This is a genomic window from Aminobacter sp. J41, from assembly GCF_000526635.1.
GTDB lineage: Bacteria > Pseudomonadota > Alphaproteobacteria > Rhizobiales > Rhizobiaceae > Aerobium.
The window spans coordinates 169,780-191,912 of record NZ_JAGL01000001.1 but is presented as its reverse complement, the minus strand read 5'-3'; the positions used below and the strand labels follow the sequence as shown (position 1 = coordinate 191,912).

Annotated in this window: 21 protein-coding genes and 1 pseudogene; 13 read left to right on the top strand and 9 right to left on the bottom strand. The window is 65.1% G+C overall.

Going from position 1 to position 22,133, the window contains the following annotated elements; all coding sequences use genetic code 11:
* Positions 1 to 113 precede the first annotated feature (113 nt).
* From L630_RS22075 to L630_RS0100920, 6 genes are all read left to right on the top strand, one after another.
* Positions 114 to 554: a thioredoxin family protein gene (locus L630_RS22075; RefSeq protein ID WP_024846413.1), complete on the top strand. Its 441-nt coding sequence runs from the start codon at positions 114 to 116 to the stop codon at positions 552 to 554.
* Positions 555 to 1,277 carry a cytochrome c biogenesis protein CcdA gene (locus L630_RS0100940; RefSeq protein ID WP_024846412.1) on the top strand — a complete coding sequence of 241 codons (723 nt, stop codon included), beginning with the start codon at positions 555 to 557 and terminating at the stop codon, positions 1,275 to 1,277.
* Positions 1,278 to 1,402: 125 nt separating this feature from the next.
* Positions 1,403 to 2,698, top strand: a complete 1,296-nt coding sequence (locus tag L630_RS0100935; RefSeq protein WP_024846411.1) for a rhodanese-like domain-containing protein — start codon at positions 1,403 to 1,405, stop codon at positions 2,696 to 2,698.
* 172 nt (positions 2,699 to 2,870) lie between these two features.
* Positions 2,871 to 5,261 carry an AI-2E family transporter gene (locus tag L630_RS0100930; RefSeq protein ID WP_024846410.1) on the top strand — a complete coding sequence of 797 codons (2,391 nt, stop codon included), beginning with the start codon at positions 2,871 to 2,873 and terminating at the stop codon, positions 5,259 to 5,261.
* 59 nt (positions 5,262 to 5,320) lie between these two features.
* Positions 5,321 to 6,049, top strand: a complete 729-nt coding sequence (locus L630_RS0100925) for a cytochrome c oxidase assembly protein (RefSeq protein WP_024846409.1) — start codon at positions 5,321 to 5,323, stop codon at positions 6,047 to 6,049.
* Complete coding sequence (locus L630_RS0100920; RefSeq protein ID WP_024846408.1) at positions 6,046 to 6,540, top strand: CopD family protein; 495 nt, start codon at positions 6,046 to 6,048, stop codon at positions 6,538 to 6,540. Before L630_RS0100925 ends, L630_RS0100920 begins: the two co-directional genes overlap by 4 nt.
* Here L630_RS0100920 and L630_RS0100915 read toward each other — a convergent pair.
* Positions 6,521 to 7,024: a DUF2231 domain-containing protein gene (locus L630_RS0100915; RefSeq protein WP_024846407.1), complete on the bottom strand. Its 504-nt coding sequence runs from the start codon at positions 7,022 to 7,024 to the stop codon at positions 6,521 to 6,523. The two genes, L630_RS0100920 and L630_RS0100915, sit on opposite strands and share 20 nt — an antisense overlap.
* Here L630_RS0100915 and coxB point away from each other — a divergent pair.
* From coxB to L630_RS0100900, 3 genes are read left to right on the top strand one after another with little or no spacing between them, the layout of a single operon-like run.
* Positions 6,926 to 7,744, top strand: coding sequence for a cytochrome c oxidase subunit II (gene coxB, locus L630_RS0100910; RefSeq protein ID WP_348601318.1), 819 nt, complete (start codon positions 6,926 to 6,928; stop codon positions 7,742 to 7,744). The two genes, L630_RS0100915 and coxB, sit on opposite strands and share 99 nt — an antisense overlap.
* Entirely contained in the window at positions 7,741 to 10,269 is a 2,529-nt protein-coding gene (ctaD, locus tag L630_RS0100905; protein ID WP_024846405.1) for a cytochrome c oxidase subunit I, read from the top strand. Before coxB ends, ctaD begins: the two co-directional genes overlap by 4 nt.
* The gene (locus L630_RS0100900) at positions 10,266 to 10,601 is read left to right on the top strand and encodes a hypothetical protein (protein ID WP_024846404.1); all 336 of its coding nucleotides are present in this window, start codon (positions 10,266 to 10,268) and stop codon (positions 10,599 to 10,601) included. Before ctaD ends, L630_RS0100900 begins: the two co-directional genes overlap by 4 nt.
* A gap of 24 nt (positions 10,602 to 10,625) precedes the next feature.
* On the opposite strand, the gene ftsZ is transcribed toward L630_RS0100900, so the two are convergent.
* Together ftsZ and L630_RS0100890 are read right to left on the bottom strand one after the other, a co-directional pair.
* Positions 10,626 to 11,624, bottom strand: a complete 999-nt coding sequence (gene ftsZ, locus L630_RS0100895) for a cell division protein FtsZ (RefSeq protein WP_024846403.1) — start codon at positions 11,622 to 11,624, stop codon at positions 10,626 to 10,628.
* Positions 11,625 to 11,949: 325 nt separating this feature from the next.
* A complete protein-coding gene (locus tag L630_RS0100890; RefSeq protein ID WP_024846402.1) occupies positions 11,950 to 12,177 on the bottom strand; it encodes a hypothetical protein in 228 nt (75 codons plus the stop codon).
* A 303-nt stretch (positions 12,178 to 12,480) separates the two neighbouring features.
* On the opposite strand from L630_RS0100890, the gene L630_RS0100885 reads away from it, so the two are divergent.
* From L630_RS0100885 to L630_RS0100875, 3 genes are all read left to right on the top strand, one after another.
* Positions 12,481 to 12,930 (top strand): MarR family transcriptional regulator, encoded by a 450-nt coding sequence (locus L630_RS0100885; protein WP_144701916.1) that lies wholly within the window; start codon positions 12,481 to 12,483, stop codon positions 12,928 to 12,930.
* A gap of 13 nt (positions 12,931 to 12,943) precedes the next feature.
* On the top strand, positions 12,944 to 14,083 hold the full coding sequence (locus tag L630_RS0100880; protein WP_024846400.1) for an HlyD family secretion protein: 1,140 nt from the start codon (positions 12,944 to 12,946) through the stop codon (positions 14,081 to 14,083).
* Between the two features lie 108 nt (positions 14,084 to 14,191).
* On the top strand, positions 14,192 to 15,730 hold the full coding sequence (locus tag L630_RS0100875) for a DHA2 family efflux MFS transporter permease subunit (RefSeq protein WP_024846399.1): 1,539 nt from the start codon (positions 14,192 to 14,194) through the stop codon (positions 15,728 to 15,730).
* A 24-nt stretch (positions 15,731 to 15,754) separates the two neighbouring features.
* Here L630_RS0100875 and L630_RS0100870 read toward each other — a convergent pair whose 3' ends face one another.
* Positions 15,755 to 16,759, bottom strand: coding sequence for a cytochrome d ubiquinol oxidase subunit II (locus L630_RS0100870; RefSeq protein ID WP_024846398.1), 1,005 nt, complete (start codon positions 16,757 to 16,759; stop codon positions 15,755 to 15,757).
* A 4-nt stretch (positions 16,760 to 16,763) separates the two neighbouring features.
* Positions 16,764 to 18,128: a cytochrome ubiquinol oxidase subunit I gene (locus L630_RS0100865; RefSeq protein WP_024846397.1), complete on the bottom strand. Its 1,365-nt coding sequence runs from the start codon at positions 18,126 to 18,128 to the stop codon at positions 16,764 to 16,766.
* A gap of 178 nt (positions 18,129 to 18,306) precedes the next feature.
* On the opposite strand from L630_RS0100865, the pseudogene L630_RS20870 reads away from it, so the two are divergent.
* A pseudogene (locus tag L630_RS20870) lies at positions 18,307 to 18,656 on the top strand (antibiotic biosynthesis monooxygenase).
* Between the two features lie 4 nt (positions 18,657 to 18,660).
* Here the strand turns inward: L630_RS20870 and L630_RS0100855 are convergent.
* The 4 genes from L630_RS0100855 to L630_RS0100840 all read right to left on the bottom strand — a co-directional run bounded on the left by L630_RS0100855 (position 18,661) and on the right by L630_RS0100840 (position 22,109).
* The gene (locus L630_RS0100855) at positions 18,661 to 19,140 is read right to left on the bottom strand and encodes a MarR family transcriptional regulator (protein WP_024846396.1); all 480 of its coding nucleotides are present in this window, start codon (positions 19,138 to 19,140) and stop codon (positions 18,661 to 18,663) included.
* 70 nt (positions 19,141 to 19,210) lie between these two features.
* Positions 19,211 to 20,107: a DMT family transporter gene (locus tag L630_RS0100850; RefSeq protein ID WP_024846395.1), complete on the bottom strand. Its 897-nt coding sequence runs from the start codon at positions 20,105 to 20,107 to the stop codon at positions 19,211 to 19,213.
* A gap of 78 nt (positions 20,108 to 20,185) precedes the next feature.
* The gene (locus tag L630_RS0100845) at positions 20,186 to 21,229 is read right to left on the bottom strand and encodes a glycine betaine/L-proline ABC transporter ATP-binding protein (protein WP_024846394.1); all 1,044 of its coding nucleotides are present in this window, start codon (positions 21,227 to 21,229) and stop codon (positions 20,186 to 20,188) included.
* A complete protein-coding gene (locus L630_RS0100840) occupies positions 21,222 to 22,109 on the bottom strand; it encodes a proline/glycine betaine ABC transporter permease (protein ID WP_024846393.1) in 888 nt (295 codons plus the stop codon). The genes L630_RS0100845 and L630_RS0100840 overlap by 8 nt, the downstream gene beginning before the upstream one ends.
* Positions 22,110 to 22,133 lie beyond the last annotated feature (24 nt).

Here is a 22,133-nt window from a genome sequence, read left to right as displayed (position 1 = left end):
ACGATAGCGAAAATCCGCACCGGAAAGGCGAGGTTTCGAGGAATGGATTTTCTTCTTCCCGCCTGCGCTCTCGTCTAATTTGCGGGACGACAAGTAACAGCCGAGGCTCCATCGTGAAATTTCAGTTCGTCCGTCCGGCGCTTCTCGCGCTGTCTTTGCTCGCCGGTTCTGCTCCGCTGACGGCCGGGCGCGCCCTTGCCGCGTCTGACACGCAGGCGCCCGCGCAGGCTGAGGAAAACCGCGCGCAGCTGATCCAGTACGCGGCCGGAACGGACCTGAAGAAGATCGCCGCCGAGAACGACAAGACGGTCGTCTTCTTCTTCGCCTCCTGGTGCCCGAACTGCATCCTGACGCTCACCGAGCTGTCGCAGAAATGGTCGGAGGTCGAGCCCGACATCACGCTGGTGATCGCCGACTACGACACCGAGACCGCGCTGAAGGCCGAGTACGGCGTCACCTATCAGGACACCTTCGTCCTCCTCGACAAGGAGGCAAAGGGCGTGAAGCTGTGGAATGCGGGCGGCATCGCCGGACTGAATTCCAACACCCGCTAAATGAGCCTCTTTTTCGCGTTCATCGCAGGCATCGTGACGATCCTGTCGCCATGCGTGCTGCCGCTCTTGCCCGTTCTGCTGGCGTCCTCGTCGATCGAAGGACGCTGGCGGCCGTTCGGCCTCATCCTCGGCTTTGCCACCTTCTTCACTGGCATCACGCTGCTGCTCAGCCTGCTCGTGCGGCAGGTCTCGATCTCGCCTGATACGCACCGCACCGCGGCCGCCGTCATTTTCGTGCTGATGGGGCTGGTGCTCGCCATTCCCGCGCTCAAGGCGCGGTTCGAGCTCGCCGCATCGGGCGTCACCTCGCGCTTCAGCGGCGGCTCAGGCCGCCGTTCCGAAGGCTTCTTCGGCGGCCTGCTTGCCGGCGCCGGCCTCGGCCTTGCCTGGACGCCATGCGTCGGCCCGATCATGGCTGCGGTTATAACGCTCGCGCTCAACCAGCAGACGACGCTGTGGTCGGCGCTCACCGCCATCTCCTTCAGCCTTGGCACGGCCCTGCCGATGGGCACGGCGGTGCTGCTCGGCCAGCGGCTCTATTCCAGGATCGGCTTCCTCAAGAAGAACAGCGCCCGCATCCAGCAGGTAATGGGCATCCTCATCCTGCTCGTCGGTCTCGGCATCTGGTTCGGCGTCGACCGCTCGATTCAGGTCGCCCTGTTCAAGGCATTCCCGGGCTGGGAAGCCACCCTGACCGGCTGGGAAAGGTCAGTCGTTCCGTGATTTCCGGGACGGTCTGAGAAAGAGAAAAATTTTCTCCTTCCCACCCGGCAATTGGCAATCGGTTGATTGTTTCATTCCCCGGCTTCTGAGATTTTCAAGCCATTCAATTTTCTGGAGTTTTCTTCATGCTTCGCACCTTCACCCGCCGCCTTCTCGCTGCCGGCGCTCTGTCCGTCCTGACGCTGACGGTTGCTGCCCCGACGCTTGGCACCGGGCTTTCAAACTCCATCGTCAGCATCGCCGCGCAGGCTCAGGAAGCCGCGCTTCCGATCATCGTCAACGTCGACCAGTTCAACGAGCTCGTCGGCAAGGGCGCCAAGGTCGTTGACGTCCGCCAGCCGGCCGCCTTCGAGGAAGGCCACATTCCGGGCGCTGTGAACCTGCCGTGGGCGAAGCTGAACGTCTCCGAGCGTGACGGCATCCGCAACGAGTTCGAAGCAGACGAAGTGATCGAGAAGATCATCAGCGACGCCGGTATCTCCAACGGCGACACGCTGGTCATCTACGACACCAACTCGCTGCCGGGCCGCGCCTTCATCGCCCTCGAATATGCGGGCTTCAAGGACAAGATCCACGTCCTCGACGGCGGCATCGGCGCTTTCGCCGGTGAGCTCGAGAAGGGCGCTGTCGAAGTCGCCAAGTCGGACTTCAAGATCACCGACAAGTTCGACATGCGCGTCGATAAGGCCTATGTCGAGACCAAGCTGAAGTCGAACGACTCCGTCATCGTCGACGGCCGCAACGCCGATGCCTATGTCGACGGTCACATTCCGGGTGCGAAGTCGCTGACCGCGGCCCGCCTGCTGACCGAAGACAAGAAGGTGCTGCCGGAAGACGTGCTGAGCGGCCTTCTCGCTTCGCGCGGCATCGACAAGGAAAAGGAAATCCTGTCCTACTGCGGTTCGGGCGTGGCGGCAGCCAACAACTACATCGCGCTTCGCAACCTCGGCTACAAGAACGTCCGCATCTACGACGAGAGCTGGGATGAGTGGAGCCGCGACCCGAAGGCTGGCCAGGCTCTGGCTCTGAATAACTACGCATTCTCGGGTGAGAACGTCGCCGAGGAAGGCCCGAAGTTCCTTTCGGCCGACGAAGTCAAGCAGCTCGCTTCCGATCCGAACGTTGTCGTCGTCGACGTCCGTTCGCCGTCCGACTACAGCGCCGGCCAGATCCCGGGCTCGGTCAACGTCTTCTGGGATGCGACCCTCGACGAGAACCGCGTCCTCAAGAGCGCCGACGAGCTGAAGAAGCTGTATGAGGAAGCAGGCGTTACCCCGGACAAGAAGGTGATCCTGTTCACCCGCGGCGGTGTCCAGCTGACCCACTCCTACACGGTCCTGTCGCTGCTCGGCTTCAAGAACGTCGACTTCTTCACCGGCAAGTTCGAGGGCTGGGAAAACGGGGCGATGCGCCGCGGCTGATCCCTCGGATCATCGAACTTCTCAGAGGCGGGCGCGGAAAGCGCCCGCCTTTCTTTTTGGGCGGGTCGCTGCACCGGAAGATGTAGAACAACATCCGCAACTCTAACCTTACCTTGCGCGTTAAGGACGGCTGACTTCTTCCCGTCAGGTCGTCGCTGCAAGGAGGACCCCGGTGCTCGACAAACTCAAGACCGCGCGCCGGCGCCTCGATACGCACGAGGCCGCCGCGTTCGGCCCCTCGATTGACGTCGTCAAGATGGCGGCGGTCCTCATCTCGGCCTCGATCATCGTCGCCGCGCTCTACCTCGGTCGCGACGTGCTGCTTCCCCTCGCGGTCGCCTTCCTGATCGGCTTTGCCCTCAACCCGCTCGTCTCCTGGCTCGGCAATCGGGGCCTGCCGCGTATCCTCAACGTCATCCTTGTGATGACGCTGGTACTCGCTGTTCTCGGCGGCCTTGGCCTGCTGATCACCCAGCAGGCGCGCTCACTCAGCGCGCAGCTTCCATTCTACCAGACCACCATCCGCGACAAGCTCGGCGATCTGCGCGAGATGATGCAGGGCCCCGGCATCTTCGACGGCGCAATGCGCACGGTCGATGCCGTGCAGGAAGAGGTGAAGGTCGAGGACGCGACCGAAGTCGGCCCGCCGCCGCAGAAGGTCGAGCTCTACGTGCCGCCGCAGTCGCCGTTCAAAACCGCGATCGAATGGCTGACGCCGGCGATCGAGCCACTGACGACGCTCGGCATCATCTTCGTCTTTGTCTTCCTCGCGCTTCTCGACCGACGTGATCTGCGCGACCGGCTGCTGCGGCTACTTGGCGGCAATCTGCATCGCTCTACTGCGGCGATCGAGGAAGCAGGAGCCCGCATCAGCCGCTACCTGCTGATGCAGCTGCTGGTGAACGTCACCTACGGCATCCCGATGGCGATCGGCCTCTGGTTCATCGGCGTTCCCGGCGCGATCATGTGGGGTACGCTCGCAGCGGTCATGCGCTTCATTCCCTATCTCGGCCCCGCGCTCTCCGCCGTCTTTCCGATCGCGCTCGCCTTTGCGGTCGATCCCGGCTGGAACATGGTGTTGCTCACCGTCGCGCTGATCGTCTTCCTCGAGCTCGTCTCCAACAACATCGTCGAACCGCTGCTCTATGGCACCAGCACCGGCCTCTCCGCACTTTCCCTCATCGCCGCCGCGACTTTCTGGACACTGCTGTGGGGACCGGTCGGCCTGATCCTGTCGACGCCGCTGACCGTGTGCCTCCTCGTGCTAGGTCGCAACATTCCGCAGATGCAGTTCCTGGTGACGCTCCTTGGCTCATCACCTGCGCTCGACCTTCCGACCCGCATCTACCAGCGCCTGATCGCCGACGATCCCGAAGAAGCCGTCGAGATATCCAACGAGGCGATCGAGGAAACCTCGCTCATCGACTACTACGACGAGGTCGGGCTCGAGGTACTGCGCCAGGCAAGCGCCGACTATTCGCGTAACTCGACCGCCGAATATCGCCTGCGCATCGCCAACGGCATGGACGACCTTCTCGACGAACTGCGCGAGGATTATCCTGCCGCGCCCGAGGCAGCCATCGGCCCCCGCGTCGTCTGCATTGGCGGCAAGTGGGAGATCGACGCGGTCTCGTCCGAGATGCTGGCGCATGCGCTCTCCACCGAGGGCATCCGCGCCGAGTTCCGTGGCGCGAGCTCCATCGGCCTGCGCAAGGTGGCGAAGCTGGACCTCGCCGAGGTCGACACCCTCTGCATTTCCTATTTCAGCGACGCCCCGGACGTGCCGGCCCGCCAGATCTGCCGCCGCATCCGTCAGAACTGGCCGAATGTCCGCATCGTTCTCGCGCTCTGGAACTGCCCGGAGCACCTGACGGTCAAGGACGCGCACCAGATGCTCGGCGCCGATGCGCTGGTCACCTCCGTCCACGAGGCTGTGGCGCGCATCCGCCGCCTGCTCAAGCCTGTCGAGGCGCAGGCCGAGGTGCTGGCGGCGGCACCCGAGAATGACGAGGAACGCATTCGCCTTCTCCACGAGACGCATCTTCTCGACGGCCATGTCCGCGAGGATCTCGACCTTCTCGCAAAGCGCGCCGCTGATGTGTTCAAGGTCGGCTTCGCGGTCATCTCGGCAATCGACCGCGACAAGGAATTCATCGTCGGCCAGAGCAAGGACCTGCCGGGCGTGCGCACGAAGGACGGCACCGACATGATCGTCATGCGCCGCGACGATGCCGTCTGCAACCACGTCGTCTCGACTGGCGAGGTGCTGGTGGTGGAGGACACGCAACGCGACCCGATGTTCGCCGAGCATCCTGCGGTCGAGCTCTGGAACACCCGCTTCTACGCCGGCGCGCCGCTCAAGCTTCCGGACGGCCATGTCCTCGGCGCGCTGTGCCTCCTCGACAACGAGCCGCACGAGCTGACGGAAAAGGAAACCCAGCTTCTCGAGACCCTCGCAGCAGATGTGGTTGCCGTCATCACCGGCGAGGAAGCGGACGAGGTGAAGCTCGAAGACGAGAAGGAGCCAGCCAGCGCCACGGTCGGCCAGATGGTCCCCGACTAACCGCGCGGAACATATCGCCGTCTCCCGCATTGCGGATCATCATCGAGGGAGAGGCATTCATGGCGCAGGCCTATTGCGGACCGGCACCCGAACCGCAGCAGCTGTTGGCTGCCTGGAACGCGGACGCCATCGCCATTGCTGCCTCCGCCGCCGTCCTCGTCCTCTTCGTCCGCCGTTCCGGTCCTTCGCGTCCGCTGCCGCTAAGCCTGGCGCTTCTTCTTTTCCTCGCGCTATTCCTGTCGCCGCTCTGCGCGCTGACGGTGGCGCTGTTTTCGGCGCGCGTTGCCCACCATGTCCTTCTGGTCGCGGTTGTCGCGCCGCTCCTGGCGTTGGCCTTCCCAATTCAGCGCATCCGTGAGCGCCCGCCGCTTTCGCTGCTCGCCGCGCTCCACGCGCTGGTGCTCTGGTTCTGGCATGCTCCGCCCGCCTACGAGGTCGCGATCGCTTCCCCGCTGCCTTACTGGACGATGCAGCTGAGCCTCCTCGGCACAGCGTTCCTCCTCTGGCAGCGCGTCCAGGCGCCCGGAACGTCACTCGGCTCCGCGCTCCTCGCGCTTCTCGCCACTGGCGTGCAGATGGGCATGCTCGGTGCGCTGCTGACCTTTGCGCGCGAGTCCCTCTACGCACCGCACTTCACGACGACGCTTCCCTTCGGGCTGACGCCGCTTGCCGACCAGCAGCTTGGCGGCCTTATCATGTGGGTCCCGGCCGCTCTTCCCTACCTCCTCGTCGCGGCGCTGCTCGTCGCGCGCCGGCTTGAACGTCCATCGGCGCCGGCGCTTCGATGATCTGGCTGAAACTTCTCCACTTTGCCGCGATCGCGATCTGGAGTGCCGGGCTCATCTGCCTGCCTGGCCTCTACGTCCAGCGCGCGCATGTGCCGGATGAGCCGTCGAAGCATCGCCTGCAGGCGCTGGTACGCTTCTTCTACGTCGTGATCATCTCGCCTGCCGCCTTTGTTGCGGTCGGCAGCGGCACGGCGCTCATCTTCGTGCGCGAGCCGTTCGAGGCGTGGTTTTCGCTGAAGCTCGCCTTCGTCGGCGCGCTGGTGATGATTCACATCTTCACCGGCCTCGTCATCATCCGCCTGTTCGATGACGGCCGCACCTATCCGGTCTGGCGCTTTGCCGCCGCGACCACGCTCACGGTCGCCGTTGTCGGCGCAATCCTCGTCGTGGTGCTCGCAAAGCCTGACCTGCCGAACCTGACCCCGGAAGTCTTGAACCAGCCCGGCGGGCTGAAGCGGCTGGCCGCCAGCCTCAATCCTTTTCCGAGATGATGAGGCCGATGCCGTGATCGAACACCAGCTTGCCGCCATGCCAGCCCGCCAGCCCGGTGAAGATGCTCGCCAGCACCGAGAGCATCAGCCCGTGCGGCAGGACGACGTTCGGATCGGCCAGCCGGATTCCCCAGTTGAGACCGGCAACCGAGATCAGCATCATCGCGGCAACGGCATGCGTCCAGCTCGCCACTCGCGCGCGGATGCCGGGTACCATCAGGAGCTCTGCCGTTCCGATCGACCCGGCGGCAACGCCAGCCGCGAAGGCGAAGCCCGCCGCCCAGATGCCGGCGCGCAACCAGAACGGGTCGGCCGTCCACCAGTAGAACACGTCGCAGCCAAGCGCCGCGATCACGAAAGCAATCGGGAAGTGAACGCTCATCGCATGCAGCGGATGTCCGGCCACCGCGACCGCCGATTCGACCGGCTTGTCGGCAACCTTCTCGATGACGGGATTATGCCCTTGCGTGTCGGTCTCGCTCATGAAGATCCTCCCTTGCGAGCTGAAAGCGCGCCGCGCCCCGCATGGTTCCGAAGCGCCGCACTTTTCGCGCCGCTTCCCCTTCTCGCCGCTTGCGGCGGTCCGCTCTCAGCACTCGAACCCGAAGGTCCGTCAGCCAGCAGCACCGCCACCCTCTGGTGGGCAATGTTCTTTGGCGCAGCCCTCATCTTCGTCGTTGTCCTGGCGCTCGGCGCGCTCGCCATGCTCCGCCCGCGCGCTATCGCCAGCTTAGGCCCGAAGCGCACGATCCTCTGGGGCGGGCTCATCGTCCCGTCCCTGATCCTCACGATGCTCGTCATCGCGGCATTCGCGCTCGGCGAGCGGCTGCTTGCCGCCCCGCGCCCCGACATGCCGCTGCGCATCGAGGTCACTGCGCGCCAGTGGGTCTGGGATTTCCGCTATCCCGACGGCTCGGTCACCTCCGGCCATGTCCGCATGCCGGCGGGCGAGGATGTCGACTTCGTGCTTGAGAGCGCCGATGTGATCCACGGCTTCTGGATCCCGCGCCTTGGCGGCAAGCTCGACGCCATCCCGGGCCACCGAAACGTCATCCGCCTGCGCGCCGACCGGCCCGGAACCTATGGCGGCGTCTGCGCCGAATATTGCGGTTCGGGCCACGCCGTCATGCCCTTCACGGTCGAGGCGCTGCCGCGTGCTGAATTCGACGCCCTGTCTTCCGGACTGGCGGAGGCTCGCCGATGAAGGCCCGCCAGAAGCCTGAGCCGATCCGTCTTCACAAGGAGCTCTCGGCAATCTGGGAGACGCCTCCCGGCATCGCGCAGCTGTCGGCGGTCAACCACACCATCGTCGGCAAACGCTTCATCCTGACCGCCTTCGTCTTCTTCGCGATCGGCGGCCTTCTGGCGATGCTGATCCGCGTCCAGCTCGCCACCTCCTCGACCGCCTTCGTCGGCCCTGAGCGTTACTCGCAATTCTTCACCATGCACGGCACGGTGATGATGTTTCTGTTCGCGATCCCGCTGTTCGAGGGTTTCGCGATGTACCTGCTGCCAAAAATCCTCGGCGCGCGCGATCTCGCCTTTCCGCGCCTCTCGGCCTACGGCTTCTGGTGCTACCTCTTCGGCGGCTCCATCCTGATCGTCGCCCTGCTTCTGGGCGTTGCGCCCGAAAGCGGCTGGTTCATGTACACGCCGCTCTCTTCGTCGGTCTATTCGCCCGGCATCAACAACGACATCTGGCTGCTCGGCATCACCTTCGTCGAGATTTCCGCGGTGTCTGCCGCCATCGAGATCATTGTCACCATCCTGCGGCTGCGCGCGCCCGGCATGAGCCTCGAGCGCATGCCGATCATGGCCTGGTACCTGCTCATCACCGCGTTGATGATGCTGTTCGGCTTTCCGCCGCTGATCCTCGGCTCGATCCTGCTCGAGCTCGAGCGCGCCTTCGGCCTGCCGTTCTTCGATCCGGTGAGGGGAGGGGATTCGCTGCTCTGGCAGCACCTGTTCTGGCTGTTCGGCCACCCGGAGGTCTACATCATCTTCCTGCCCGCCGCCGGCGCGATCTCTATGATGATCCCGACCTTCGCCCGCCACGAGCTCGTCGGCTACACCGCCGTCGTCGTCGCTGTGGTGGCGGTGGCCTTTCTCTCGTTCGGCCTGTGGGTCCACCACATGTTCACGGTGGGCATCCCGCACCTCGCGCTCGCTTTCTTCTCGGCTGCGAGCGGCCTCGTCGCCATCCCCACCGGCGTGCAGATCTTCGCCTGGATCGCCACATTGGCCGAAGGCCGCCGCCCGCGCTGGGACGTGCCGATGCTCTATCTCGGCGGCTTCCTGTTCATCTTCGTGCTGGGCGGGCTCACCGGCGTCATGCTCGCCATGGTGCCCTTCAACTGGCAGGCGCACGACACCCACTTCGTCGTCGCGCATCTGCATTACGTGCTGGTCGGTGGCTTCGTCTTCCCGATGATGGCCGCGACTTATTACTGGCTGCCGCACTTCACCGGCCGCGTCAGCGACCACAAGCTGTCGGTCCCGGCCTTCTGGCTGATCTTTGGCGGCTTCAACCTGACGTTCTTCCTGATGCACCTCACTGGCCTGCGAGGCATGCCCCGCCGTGTCGACGTCTATCCCGCCGAAGCCGGGTGGGATTGGCTGAACCTTCTTTCCTCCGTTGGCGGGTTCGTCATGGCGGCGGGCTTTGCCCTGTTCGTCGTCGACCTGGTGCTCCAGGTGCGCTTCGGCACCGCTGCCCCCCGAAATCCCTGGGGCGCGCGCACGCTGGAATGGGCGATGCCGACCCCGCCACCCGCTTACGCCTTTGCCTCGCTGCCGCACATCGACGACCGCGCCGACCGTCTCGATCCCGATACGCTGGGGGCTGAGCTTTCTTCCGGCGACGGCTATCTCGGCCACGCCCGCAACGGCTGGATGGAAACGCTTGGCGTCGACATGGCAACCGGAGCGCCGAGCGAAATCGTCATCCTGCCGAACCGCACCTTCAAGCCGCTCATCAGTGGCGTTCTCACCCTCTTCTTCGTGCTCTGCCTGCTGTTCAAGTTCTACTGGCTGTCGCTGGTGGTTCTCGCGCTCGTCTTCGCCTCGCTGCTTGCCTGGAGCCACGGCATGGGCGCGCGCCGCGACTGCGAGGAGCTTGCCGCCGGCAATGGCCTTGTCCTGCCGCTGCACTGGCAAGCGGAACGTCCGCCCTCCTGGTGGGCGATGGTGCTCGCCTGCGCGGCCGATGCGACGATGTTCGCCTCGCTTCTGTTCGGCGGCCTGTTCCTCTGGCTGGTCGCGCCGCAATGGCCGCCGGCGTTAGTGGCGCGGCCTTCGGTCGTCCTTGCCCTCTTCGCCGCGCTGATGATCGGTGCTGCGGCCGTGTCGGGTCGTCTCGCGGTCAGGGCGCTGCAGGAGAGGGGACCCGTGCCGCTCTGGCTCGGCCTCGTCGGCGCAACCCAACTCGCCGCCGCCTTCCTCTTCCTGCTGATGGCTGCGCAGATCCCGGCTCCAACCTCGCACGCCCATCAGGCAACCAGCCTTGCGATCCTCGTTTATGCGGCGATCCACGCCGGCATCGGCGCGATCTTCGCGATGCACGGCTTCTGGCGCTGGCACGGCGGCTACCTGTCCGCCCTGCGCAGCCTTGACCTGCGCATTGCCCGGATCTGGCACGACTATGCCGCCGTCACGGGCCTCGTCTCGCTCGCCGCTACCTTCCTTCTCGCCTTCCTGGCCTCCGCCCCGGCAGAAGGAGCGCGGCCATGAACGTGTGGGCCATTCACGCGCGCAACCCGCTGCTACTCGGCGCCGGCTTCACCATCTGGGCGGCCGCCTTCGTTGCGCTCTATTCGATGCTGTCGGTGGGGTGCGCCTTTGGCTGGCAGCAGGTGGAGGTCCTGGGTCCGATCACGCTGCAGCGGCTGCAGCTCGTCGCGATCCTCGCCGTCCACCTCGCCGCCATCATCTTCCTCGTGATGGCGCTGCGCGCGCATGGGCAACGCTTTCTTGCCCGCGCCGCTTATTGGGCCGCACTGGCGGCCCTTGGCGCGAGCATCTTCAACTTCGCGGCGGTGTTCTTCCTGTCGGCATGCGTGTGAGCGGCGAAAGCCCGACGGAAACCGTCAGGCGGTGCGCTGCTGCGGCTGGGCGATGGTGCGCTCGTTGACGGTGCGCAGGCCCGTGGCCACCACCGACACCTTGAACGTCCCCTCGAGCGATTTGTCGAAGATCGCGCCGACGATGATGTCGGCCTCGGCATCGACTTCCTCACGGATGCGGGTAGCCGCCTCGTCGACTTCGAACAGCGTCATGTCCGGACCACCCGAGATCGAGACCAGCACGCCGCGCGCGCCGCCCATCGAGGCTTCGTCAAGCAGCGGGTTGGCGATTGCAGCTTCGGCGGCGGCCATGGCGCGGCCCGCGCCGCTCGCCTCGCCCGTGCCCATCATCGCCCGGCCCATGTCGCGCATCACGGAGCGGACGTCCGCGAAGTCGAGATTGATCAGGCCTTCCTTGACGATGAGGTCGGTAATGCAGCGCACCCCCGAATAGAGCACCCGGTCGGCCATCGCGAAGGCGTCGGCAAAGGTGGTCTGCGCATTGGCGACGCGGAAGAGGTTCTGGTTGGGAATGACGATGACGGTGTCGGCGCACTGGCGCAGCCGCTCGATGCCTTCCTCGGCCGCGCGCATCCGGCGCGTGCCCTCGAAGGTGAACGGCTTGGTGACGACGGCGACGGTGAGGATGCCGGCCTGGCGAGCCGCGTGCGCAATGACCGGGGCCGCACCCGTGCCGGTGCCGCCGCCCATGCCGGCGGTGACGAAGCACATATGCGTGCCGGCCAGCCGGTCCATGATCTCGCCGATCGATTCCTCCGCCGCCGCATAGCCGATTTCCGGCAGCGAACCGGCACCGAGACCCTCGGTGGTCAGCGCTCCCAGCTGGATCAGGTGCTGCGCCTTGGACATGCCAAGAGCCTGCGCGTCCGTATTGGCGGCGATGAACTCGACGCCCTCGAGGCCCTGCGCGATCATGTTGTTGACGGCGTTGCCGCCGCCTCCGCCAACGCCGACCACGGTAATACGGGGCTTCAGCTCAACGATATTAGGGTTGGCAGCCATCGCCAGTCTCCAGCAAATCAGTTTTCCCGCCCGGAATGGAGGCAGAAAGTATCCGAATCAAGGCAATCTCCGCCTTCTATAGGTGACCAGAGACGGAACGGCAGCGCAAGGTCTGCCGCAAGCGGCGACAGGCCGCCAGTCATCAACAATTGACACAGGGAGAAGCGCAGCGCGCTCCGGTGATGTGGGTCGTCGTGCGTTCGGGAGCACGCAGCATCTATGGCAGGCCAGGACCAGGCCAGCCGACCCCTTTCCGCCGGAGGCAGGTCCGGCAGAATTTCCTGGTCACCGGACGGTCGTGTCGGCTGTCACTGCGCGCGGCAGTTCAGGTTCCCAGTGACTCCGTCGGCATCATGATGCGGCGGCCGGTGAACGCCTCCATCAGATCCTGCTCCGTGGTTACGCCGCGCTGAAACTCGTGCACAAGCTGGCTTGCCAGACGCAGGCCTTCTTCGCCTTTGGGTGCGAGGCCCCGTTCCTCACAGACCGCTGCGTGAACACGCACGATCATGGACATGTCGTCGGGGGAGAGATGTTGCTGCGGGGAAGACATCGAAATCCTCCTTTCGGCCGGAAGGCCAGTAGCCGCGTCGTCCGCCGGGTGTAGGTCCCGGCAGCGGGGTTCATAAGAGGTAGTCTATCAGCGATCCCTCATGAATGCGAGGAGCAAGAGTCCCCCAAAAGGCGACCAAGGCGTCCACCGGCCAAACCGATTGCTCAAACGGCGCCGTGAATTGGAACATCTGTCCAACAGAGGAGACTGAGCCACCTCATGCCGGGTACCTCGCAACCGGCGGCTTCCCCGACGTCAAAATATTTCGCCGTGATCATTGCTTAATAAGCCTGCTTATAATATATGCTGCTTATGAAATCAGAAAATGACAGCCGGCTGGGCATGCTCCTGCATGATGCATCCCGTTTGCTCGCCAAGCGTTTTGAGGCGCGGGCGGCAGGCGAGGGCCTTACTGCGGCGCAGTTCCGGCTGATGGTGCATGTCGCTAAGGAAGAGGGAATTTCCCAGGCCCGGCTTGCCGAGCTGCTCGAGATCGAGCCGATCAGCGTCTCCCGGCTGGTCGACCGGATGCAGGACAGCGGCTGGGTCGAGCGCCGCTTCGACCCCAGCGACCGGCGGGTGCGCACGATCTACCCGACGGAGAAGGCCCGCGAGGCCTTCGGCAGGCTGAAGGCGATCGCCGGCGATGTCTATGAGGAAGCGCTGGCGGGGCTCGCCCCTGCTGAGCGCGATACGCTGCTGCACGGGCTGAGGGTCGTGGTCGCGAACCTCGCCGAACCCATACAAAGATGAAGAGAACACTCGCATGAACGCCCCCGCAAAGAATGTGGAAGCCGAGCAGGCTGCTCCCGCCAATGCCGCGCCGCTGTCGCCGGCCGCCAGCCCGAAGAAGGGCGGCGGCAAGCGTGTCGCGCTAATGATTGCCGTGCCGCTGGCGCTTGCCATTGCTGGCGGCTACGTCTGGCTCACCGGCGGCCGCTACCAGGAAACCGACAACGCCAACCTCAAGCAGGCGCGCATCACCATCACCTCGGAAATCCCCGGACGCATCGTCTCGCTCAACGTCCATGACAATCAGGAGGTGAAGGCGGGCGAGGTGCTGTTCGAGGTCGATCCCGAGCCCTACCGCATCGCGCTCGAGCAGGCTGACGCGGCGCTGGCCGCCGCACGCATCGGCGTCGAGCAGCTGCGCGCCGGCTACAGCCAGGCGCTGGCGCAGGAGCGCGCCAAGGCGGCCGAAGTCGCCTATCTCGAATCCGAATTGAAGCGCGCCCGCGCGCTGAACGGCAAGGGCGTCGGCAGCCAGTCGTCGCTCGATACCGCTCAGCGCGACCTCGACAAGGCGCGCGACGAGCATCAGGCCGCTGTCGAAAGCGTAACCGGCGCGCTTGCCGCGCTCGGCGGGGATGCCGGGATCGCGACCGACGATCATCCGTCGGTGCTCGCGGCACTCGCCGCGCGCGATCGTGCCGCCTACCAGCTGTCGCAGACGACGGTGAAGGCCCCGGCCAGCGGCGTCACCACCCAGGCTGCTTCGGTCAAGCTCGGCCAGTATGTTTCGGCCGGCACCAGCCTGTTCACGCTCGTTGAGACCGATGACACCTGGATCGAGGCGAACTTCAAGGAAACGCAGCTCACCAACATGAAGGTCGGCCAGGAGGCCGAGGTCGTGCTCGACACCTTCCCCGACAAGCCGCTCAAGGCCGTCGTCGAGGCGATCGGCGCGGGCACCGGCGCCGAGTTTTCGTTGCTGCCGGCGCAGAACGCTACCGGCAACTGGGTCAAGGTCACCCAGCGCATCCCGGTGCGCCTGCGCCTGACCGAGGCGGAAGCCGAACTCCTGATGCGCACCGGCATGAGCGCGACGGTCTCGGTCGACACAGGCGTCAGCCGCTCGTTTGCCTCGCTGTTTGGCGCGACGAGCGCCGCCGCCGCTCAGCACTGACCCAACCCTGACGCACCAACCGGGCCGCGCCTTCCGGGCGGCCCGCCAGCAATCGTCCGGCCGGCATGGCCGTCCTGCCCATAGCGGGCAGCGCTGAAGGTTTTTCCGATGGCAACCGCCGCCGCAACATCCCAGGCAGAATTTCCGCATCGCGGCCTGATCACCCTGTCGATCATGGCGGCAACGATCATGCAGGTGCTCGACACCACGATCGCCAACGTCGCCCTGCCCAACATGACCGGCGACCTTGGCGCCAGCCAGGACACCATCAACTGGGTGCTGACCTCCTACATCGTCGCCGCGGCGATCATGACCCCGGTGACCGGCTGGTTGTCCGACCGCTTCGGCAAGCGTGAACTGTTCCTCGTCTCCATCGTCGGCTTCACCATCACCTCGATGCTGTGCGGCCTGTCGTGGAGCCTGACCTCGATGGTCGTGTTCCGCATCCTGCAGGGCCTGTTCGGCGCGGCGATCGTGCCGCTGTCGCAGTCGTTCCTCCTCGACATCAACCCGAAGGAGCGGCACGGACAGGCGATGGCCGTCTGGGGCGCCGGCATCATGGTCGGCCCGATCATCGGCCCGACGCTCGGCGGCTGGCTGACCGAGGTCGCCAACTGGCGCTGGGTGTTCTTCATCAATCTGCCGGTTGGTCTGCTCGCGCTTGCCGGCTGCGCCGCCTATCTGCCGCGCGCGGCGGCGCGGCCCCGCGGCTTCGACCTGTTCGGCTTTGCGATGCTGTCGTTCGGCGTCGGCGCGCTGCAGATGATGCTCGACCGCGGCGCGGAGGTCGACTGGTTCCAGGCAACCGAGATCTGGATCGAGCTTGGCCTCGCCATCACCGGCTTCTGGGTGTTCACGGTGCATCTCTTTACCGGCAGGGACACCTTCATCGACCCGAAGATTTTCGCCGACCGCAACTTCGTCACCGGCCTGATCTTCATCTTCATCATTGGCATCGTGCTGCTTGCCTCGATGGCTCTGCTGCCGCCGATGCTGTCGCGGCTGTTCAACCACCCGACGATCCTGACGGGCATGGTCATGGCCCCGCGCGGCGTCGGCACGATGATTTCGATGCTGCTGGTCGGCAAGCTGGTGCGCCTCGTCGACGCGCGCATTCTCGTCGTGGCGGGCCTCGCGCTCACCTCGTGGTCGCTCTACGAGATGACCGGCTTCACGCCGCAGATGGACGACACCCTGATCCTCACCACCGGCGTGGTGCAGGGGCTGGGCCTGGGCCTCGTCTTCGTGCCGCTGTCGACGGTGGCGTTCGCGACGCTCGAGCCGCGCTTCCGCACCGACGCGGCCGCCCTCTTCAGCCTGGTGCGTAACATGGGCTCGTCGATTGGCATTTCAATCGTTACCGCGTTGCTCACCCGCAATCTGCAGATCAACCATTTGGAACTGTCGGCGAACATCAACCCGAACAATCCGGTGCTGCAGGCGCTCTCCCCGGCGGCGGCGCGCGGTGATCTCACTGCCCTGTCGACGCTCGACAACCTCGTCAACCAGCAGGCGCTGATGATTTCCTACATCGACGACTTCAAGCTGATGATGATCGTCACGCTCGCCGCGATTCCGCTCGCCCTGTTCCTGCGCAAGCCGAAGGCCGCGCCTGCGGGGGCTCCCGCCGCCGCTCACATGGACTGAGGCGGGCCCGAGGGCGGCCAGCCCTCAGTCGTAGCTGAGGTCCGTCGCCTTGCCGCCGAAGACGCGGTAGACGTAGAACGAGGCGCCGATCATGATCGGCAGGGTGATCGCGGTTCCTGCGAGGATGATGGCAAGGCTGCCTGGTGCCGCCGCCGCCTCCCAGATCGTCAGCCGGTCGGGCACGACATACGGGTAGAACGAGTAGGCAAGGCCGGCAAAGCCGAACGCGAAGATTGCCGCCAGCGCCAGGAAAGGCGTCAGCGCGTGCTGGTCGCCGGGCGCCGGCATCCGGAACGACAGCCGCCACAAGAGCAGAAAGACGATTCCGGTCAGGATCGGCAGCGGCGCCAGCAGCGCGATCTGCGGCCAGCTGAACCATTTTTCGTAGATGCGCGCGCTGGCAAAAGGAGTGGCCAGCGATACCGCCACCATGCCAACGACGGTGAAGATCAGCGCCTGGCGCAGGAACCGTACGGCCTTCAGCTGCAGCTCCCCTTCCGTCTTGTAGATCAGCCATGCCGCGCCCATCGCCGCGTAGGAAGCGGCAAGGCAGAGCGCGACAAGGAGGCCGAAGCCGATCGCACCCGCGCCCGTTTCCAGCCCCAGCACGTAGACGCCGAGCATGTAGCCTTGCGCCAGCGAGGCGATCAGCGAGCCGATGAAGAACAGCGTGTTCCAGCGACGCTTGTGGCGCAGCGGCACCTTGGCCCGGAAGTCGAAGGCAATCCCGCGCAGAATTAGCCCGAACAGCAGCGCGAAGACCGGAAGGTACAGCGCGGTCAGGATCACCCCGTGCGCCAGCGGGAACGCCGCGAGCAAAAGCCCGGCGGCCAGCACCAGCCAGGTCTCGTTGGCATCCCAGAACGGCCCGATCGCCGCGATCATCCGGTCCTTCTCGTCGTCCTCGGCGACCGCAAACAGGATGCCGATGCCGAGGTCGAACCCGTCGAGGATGACGTAGACGAGGATCGCCACGCCCATCAGCCCGGCGAATATCAGCGGCAGCAGGAAGTTCCAGTCGTAGGTCATGGGCTTACCCCTCCGCCTGCATCGGTTGTGACAGGGCGTGGTCCTCGACGCCCGGGAGCGGGGTTTTGTCGCCGTCACGCGCGGCCTTGACCGCAAGGTAGGTCAGCACGCCGAGATAGACCACCATCAGCACGATGTAGAGGAGCACGTAGACGGTCAGCGTGAAGCCGACATGCGCCGCCGGCACCGGCCCGACCGCATCGGCGGTGCGCAGAACGCCGGTCACCAGCCATGGCTGGCGGCCGATCTCGGTCGTGTACCAGCCGGCAAGTGTCGCCACCCATCCGGAAAAAGCCATCGGCGCATAGGCAAGTGCGACGGCGCGCGGCAGCGTGTCCCGGCGCCACAGGAAGAAGGCGGCCGTCCACGACAGGAGCAGCATCAGCACGCCGACGCCGACCATGACGCGGAAGGAGAAGAAGACGGGCGCGACCGGCGGGTGGTTGCCCTCGAAGTCGTTGAGGCCGGGCACCACGCCGTCGACATGGTGGCGCAGGATGAGGCTCGCGCCGCCGGGCACTGCGATCTCGTAGCGGTTTTCGCGCGCTTCCTCGTCCGGCCAGGCGAACAGCACCAGCGGCACGTTGCCCCGCGTTTCCCAGTTGGCCTCCATCGCCGCGATCTTCTGCGGCTGGTGCTCCAGCGTGTTGAGGCCGTGCATGTCGCCGACGAAGATCTGGATCGGGATGAGCGTTGCGCCGAGGAAGACGCCGGTACGCAGTGCCTTCCACATCGATTCCGAACGGTCGCCGGCGAGGAAGCGCAGCGCCGACATGCCGGCGATCAGGAACGAGACGGTGAGGCCCGAGGCCAGCAGCATGTGGACGAGCCGGTAGGGGAAGGACGGGTTGAGGATCACGTCCCACCAGTCGGTCGGATGGGCAACGCCGTCGATCATTTCGAAGCCGGCGGGCGTCTGCATCCACGAATTCAAAGCGAGAATCCAGAAGGCGGAAAGCGTCGTGCCGGCGGCAACCAACACCGTCGCCAGCGTGTGCACGAAGTTCGACACGCGGCGGAAGCCGAACAGCATGATGCCGAGGAACACCGCCTCGAGGAAGAACGCGGTCAGGATCTCATAGGCGAGCAGCGGGCCGGCGATGTTGCCGACATGCTCCATGAAGCCGGGCCAGTTGGTGCCGAACTGGAAGGTCATCGTCACGCCGGTAACGACACCGAGCGCGAAGGACAGCGCAAAGACCTTCACCCAGAAGAAATAGGCCCGCATCCAGGCGCCGTCGCCGGTCGCGTTGTAGCGCAGCTTGAAATAGAGAAGCACCCAGCCGAGCGTGATGGTGATGGTCGGAAAGAGAATGTGGAACGAGATGTTGGCCGCAAACTGCAGTCGGGAAAGCATCAGTGCGTCCATTACGGTGCTCCGTGTTCCTCATTCCGTAAGGGAACGATAGGGCGGAAGAACGACCGCGTCAAAGCGGGCGCTGTCGCAGGGGCGCAAGGTCGCACCCGGAGCGACCCGAAACATGCCCTCGCCACGCGGGCGCATTGCCTGCATGATGGCGCCGAGGAACGCGTTCAGGGAGGGGAAGATGATTGCGGTGATATTCGAGGTGGAGCCCGCCGAGGGCAAGGCGACGCCTATCTCGGCATCGCCGCGGATTTGAGGCCGATGCTCGACGGCATCGACGGCTTCATCTCGATCGAGCGGTTCCAGAGCCTTGCCGATCCGAAGCGGATCCTTTCGCTGTCATTCTGGCGCGACGAGGCGGCAGTCGCCGCCTGGCGCAACACGGAAGAGCATCGGCAGGCGCAGCGGGCCGGGCGCGGCGGCATCTTTGCGGGCTACCGGCTGCGCATTGCCTCGGTCATCCGCGACTATGGCCTGAACGAGCGCCGCGAGGAGGCGCCGCAGGACAGTCAGCTCGTCCACGGCGCCTGAGGCGTCAGTCGCCGTTCTGGCGAACGAGGCACCAGCCGCCGATATGCTCGTAGAGCGTATCGCGCAGCTGCTTGACCTCCTTGTTGAGCCTTGCGAGCTCTTCCGCCGATCTGCCGGAGGCTTCGAGCAGCGAGGCGCCGAGGCAGCCGGCCTGCAGGCGCATCGCGCGGCCCTGGTCGGTAAGGCCGATCACCACCTGGCGTTCGTTTTGCGGATTGCGGGTGCGGCGCACCAGTCCCGCGGCCTCGAGGCGCTTCAGGAGCGGCGTCAGCGTGCTCGATTCCAGCGCCAGCTGTTCGGCGATGACGCCGACCGTCTGTTCGTCGCGGCGCCACAGCACGTTGAGGACGAGATATTGCGGGTAGGTCAGTCCCAACTGGTCCAGCAGCGGCTTGTAGACGCGCTGGATAGCCATGCCGGCGGAGTAGATCGCATAGCAGAGTTGGTCGTCGAGTGGTGCCGGCCCCTTTGGCTCAATGCCCATTACGTGTTGCCTTTCCTTCCCTCGGCCCGAAGGCCGCCATTTCAGCAACACACATATATTACGATAAGAATTATTTTAAAGAGCTGTGCGTTGCGGCCGCTTCCCTACGGGAAGATTTTCCGCTGCGCAACAGGGCGATGCCGCTCAGGACGACGATGATGCCGCCAATATAGGTGAGAAGATCCGGGCTCTCGTTGAAGACGACAATGCCGAGGATGAAGGCAAAGAGCAGTCGCGAATAGCGGAAGGGTGCCACGACGGAAACATCCCCGGTGCGCATTGCCCGGGTGAGCGCGCCATAGGCGGCGCAGCCGACGGTGGTCGTCAGCGCAAGCAGGGCCCAGGCGCGCAGCGGCGGCCACACCATCTCGCCGCCGGTCCAGGCGATGAGGATGAGGCCGGAGACCGTCAGTACCACGAAGCCAAGCACACCAAGCTGCGCCGTCGACATCGAGACGGGGCTGGCGCGCGTGGCCAGGTCGCGGCCGGCGAAGCCGAGCGTGCCGAGCACGGCGAAGATAGAGGCGAAATCGAAGCCCTCACTGCTGGGCTTGAGGATCAGCAGGACACCGATGAAGCCGACGAAGATCCAGATCCAGCGGCCAAGGCCGACGCGCTCGTTGAAGAAGAGGACCGCGCCAAGCGCTACGATCAGCGGCGTTGCCTGCAGGATTGCCGAGACGCTCGACAGCGCGGTGAGCGCGATAGCGACGGAATAGAACAGCCGGCCGCAGATCTCGCTTGCCGAGCGCAGCAGCATCAGCCGCGAGGTAACGGCGGGATGAAACGGCTTCTGCGCGTTGGCAAGCGCGATCGCCATGAAGACGAGCGTGCCGGCGATGCCGAAGATCAGGATCGCCTGGCCGACCGGCACGTCGCGCACGGCGGCCTTGAGCGCCATGTCCTCCAGCGCGAAGAGGAACATGGCGAGCGTCATGTAGAGCGCGCCGCGATAGTTTGCCGTCATGGGTTTCTGCCGATCCCGGGTTTGCTCTGGCGTAGCGGCTTCGCCGCCCGCCGGCAATGGCCGGGATCGCAGCGAGCGCTAGGCCACCTTGGTGACCATTGCCTCCATCAGCTTCTGCTGGGTGAGCACGCCAAGCGGACGGCCGTCGCCAGAGACGACGGTGAGCCGGTCGGTATCGGACTGCAGCAGGATGCGCGCGGCATCCTCAAGCAGCGTTCCCTCGGTCGCCGTCACGCCCTGCGGCGCCTCGCCCGCTGCCAGCGGCGTCATGATCGTCTGTACCTCGACCACGCGGCCGCGGTTCACATGCTCAACGAAGCTCATGATGTAGTCGTTCGCCGGCTTCAGCACGATTTCCTGGCCGGTGCCCTGCTGGATCACCTCGCCGTCGCGCAAGATGGCGATGCGGTCACCGAGGCGCAGCGCCTCGTCGAGGTCGTGGGTGATGAAGACGATCGTCTTGCGGATCTCCTTCTGCAGGTCGAGCAGGATCGTCTGCATGTCCACGCGGATCAGCGGGTCGAGCGCGGAAAATGCCTCGTCCATCAGGAGGATCGGCGCGTCGTTGGTCAGCGCGCGGGCAAGGCCGACGCGCTGCTGCATGCCGCCCGACAGCTGGTTCGGATAGCTTTTCTCGAAGCCGTTGAGACCGACGCGCGAGAGCCAGTGCATCGCGGCTTCCACCTGCTTCGCACGCGGTACGCCCTGGATTTCGAGCCCGTAGACAGTGTTTTCGAGCACGTTGCGATGCGGCAGCAGCGCGAACTTCTGGAACACCATCGCCGTCTTGTGGCGGCGGAATTCGCGCAGCTCCCGCGGCGACATCTTCACCACGTCCTCGTTACCGACCAGCACCTCGCCGCGCGTCGGCTCGATCAGCCGGTTGATGTGGCGGATCAGCGTCGACTTCCCCGAGCCCGACAGCCCCATGATGACCTGGATGCAGCCGGCCGGCATCGCAATGTTGATGTCCTTGAGGCCAAGGACGTGGCCGTACTTCTCGTTGAGCTCCGTCTTGGTGATGCCCTGGTCGAGCAGGGGGGCGAGCTCGTTCGCTTTTGGCCCGAAGATCTTGGACAGCCCTCTGATCTCGATGCCGTGGTCGTTGCGCGGGTCAGCCATGTACGATTTCCAGATGCTTTTGCAGACGCTTGCCGAATGCCTGGCTGACGCGATCGAAAATGATGGCGATGCCGACGATGGCGAGGCCGTTTAAAATGCCGAGCGTGAAATACTGGTTGTTGATCGCGCGTAGCACCGGCTGGCCGAGGCCCTGGACGCCGATCATCGAGGCGATGACCACCATCGCCAGCGCCATCATGATGGTCTGGTTGATGCCGGCCATGATGGTGGGCAGCGCCAGCGGCAGCTGCACGTTCTTCAGCTTCTGCCAGCTGGAGGAACCGAAGGCGTCGGCGGCTTCCAGCACGTCGCGGTCGACGAGGCGAATGCCGAGATTGGTCAGGCGGATCATGGGCGGGATCGCGTAGATCACCACCGCGATCAGGCCCGGCACGCGGCCGATGCCGAGCAGCATGACCACCGGGATCAGGTAGACGAAGCTCGGCAGCGTCTGCATGACGTCGAGGATCGGGTTGATGACGTTGCGGACGCGATCCGAGCGCGCCATCAGGATGCCGATCGGAATGCCGAGGGCTATGGCCAGCACCGTGCACACCAGGATCATCGAGATGGTCCGCATCGTGTCGTCCCACATGTCGAACATGCCGATCAGCAGGAGCGTGATCATGCTGCCGAGGACGATCCAGATGCTGCGGCTGGCGAACCAGGCAATGGCGGCGATCACGAGGAGGACGATCGGCCAGGGCGTGTTGAGCATCAGCCGCTCGGCCCAGACAAGGAAGACGCGGAGCGGATCAAACACCGCTTCCAGCTGGTCGCCGTAGTTTCGTGTGAAGACGCGAAAGCCGTCGTCGATGGTTCGCCGCATATCGCGCAGGAAATTGTCGCTGAGATGCGGGAAAGACCAGAACCAGTCCATGAATATCCCCTCGGTGCCCTTCCG

Bases quoted from the DNA above. Each gene is read 5' to 3' on its own strand.
- L630_RS0100940 (WP_024846412.1), top strand. From the start codon at position 555: ATGAGCCTCTTTTTCGCGTTCATCGCAGGCATCGTGACGATCCTGTCG.
- L630_RS0100935 (WP_024846411.1), top strand. From the start codon at position 1,403: ATGCTTCGCACCTTCACCCGCCGCCTTCTCGCTGCCGGCGCTCTGTCC.
- L630_RS0100925 (WP_024846409.1), top strand. From the start codon at position 5,321: ATGGCGCAGGCCTATTGCGGACCGGCACCCGAACCGCAGCAGCTGTTG.
- L630_RS0100920 (WP_024846408.1), top strand. From the start codon at position 6,046: ATGATCTGGCTGAAACTTCTCCACTTTGCCGCGATCGCGATCTGGAGT.
- coxB (WP_348601318.1), top strand. From the start codon at position 6,926: ATGCAGCGGATGTCCGGCCACCGCGACCGCCGATTCGACCGGCTTGTC.
- L630_RS0100915 (WP_024846407.1), bottom strand. From the start codon at position 7,024: ATGAGCGAGACCGACACGCAAGGGCATAATCCCGTCATCGAGAAGGTT.
- ctaD (WP_024846405.1), top strand. From the start codon at position 7,741: ATGAAGGCCCGCCAGAAGCCTGAGCCGATCCGTCTTCACAAGGAGCTC.
- L630_RS0100900 (WP_024846404.1), top strand. From the start codon at position 10,266: ATGAACGTGTGGGCCATTCACGCGCGCAACCCGCTGCTACTCGGCGCC.
- ftsZ (WP_024846403.1), bottom strand. From the start codon at position 11,624: ATGGCTGCCAACCCTAATATCGTTGAGCTGAAGCCCCGTATTACCGTG.
- L630_RS0100890 (WP_024846402.1), bottom strand. From the start codon at position 12,177: ATGTCTTCCCCGCAGCAACATCTCTCCCCCGACGACATGTCCATGATC.
- L630_RS0100885 (WP_144701916.1), top strand. From the start codon at position 12,481: ATGCTGCTTATGAAATCAGAAAATGACAGCCGGCTGGGCATGCTCCTG.
- L630_RS0100880 (WP_024846400.1), top strand. From the start codon at position 12,944: ATGAACGCCCCCGCAAAGAATGTGGAAGCCGAGCAGGCTGCTCCCGCC.
- L630_RS0100875 (WP_024846399.1), top strand. From the start codon at position 14,192: ATGGCAACCGCCGCCGCAACATCCCAGGCAGAATTTCCGCATCGCGGC.
- L630_RS0100870 (WP_024846398.1), bottom strand. From the start codon at position 16,759: ATGACCTACGACTGGAACTTCCTGCTGCCGCTGATATTCGCCGGGCTG.
- L630_RS0100865 (WP_024846397.1), bottom strand. From the start codon at position 18,128: ATGGACGCACTGATGCTTTCCCGACTGCAGTTTGCGGCCAACATCTCG.
- L630_RS0100855 (WP_024846396.1), bottom strand. From the start codon at position 19,140: ATGGGCATTGAGCCAAAGGGGCCGGCACCACTCGACGACCAACTCTGC.
- L630_RS0100850 (WP_024846395.1), bottom strand. From the start codon at position 20,107: ATGACGGCAAACTATCGCGGCGCGCTCTACATGACGCTCGCCATGTTC.
- L630_RS0100845 (WP_024846394.1), bottom strand. From the start codon at position 21,229: ATGGCTGACCCGCGCAACGACCACGGCATCGAGATCAGAGGGCTGTCC.
- L630_RS0100840 (WP_024846393.1), bottom strand. From the start codon at position 22,109: ATGGACTGGTTCTGGTCTTTCCCGCATCTCAGCGACAATTTCCTGCGC.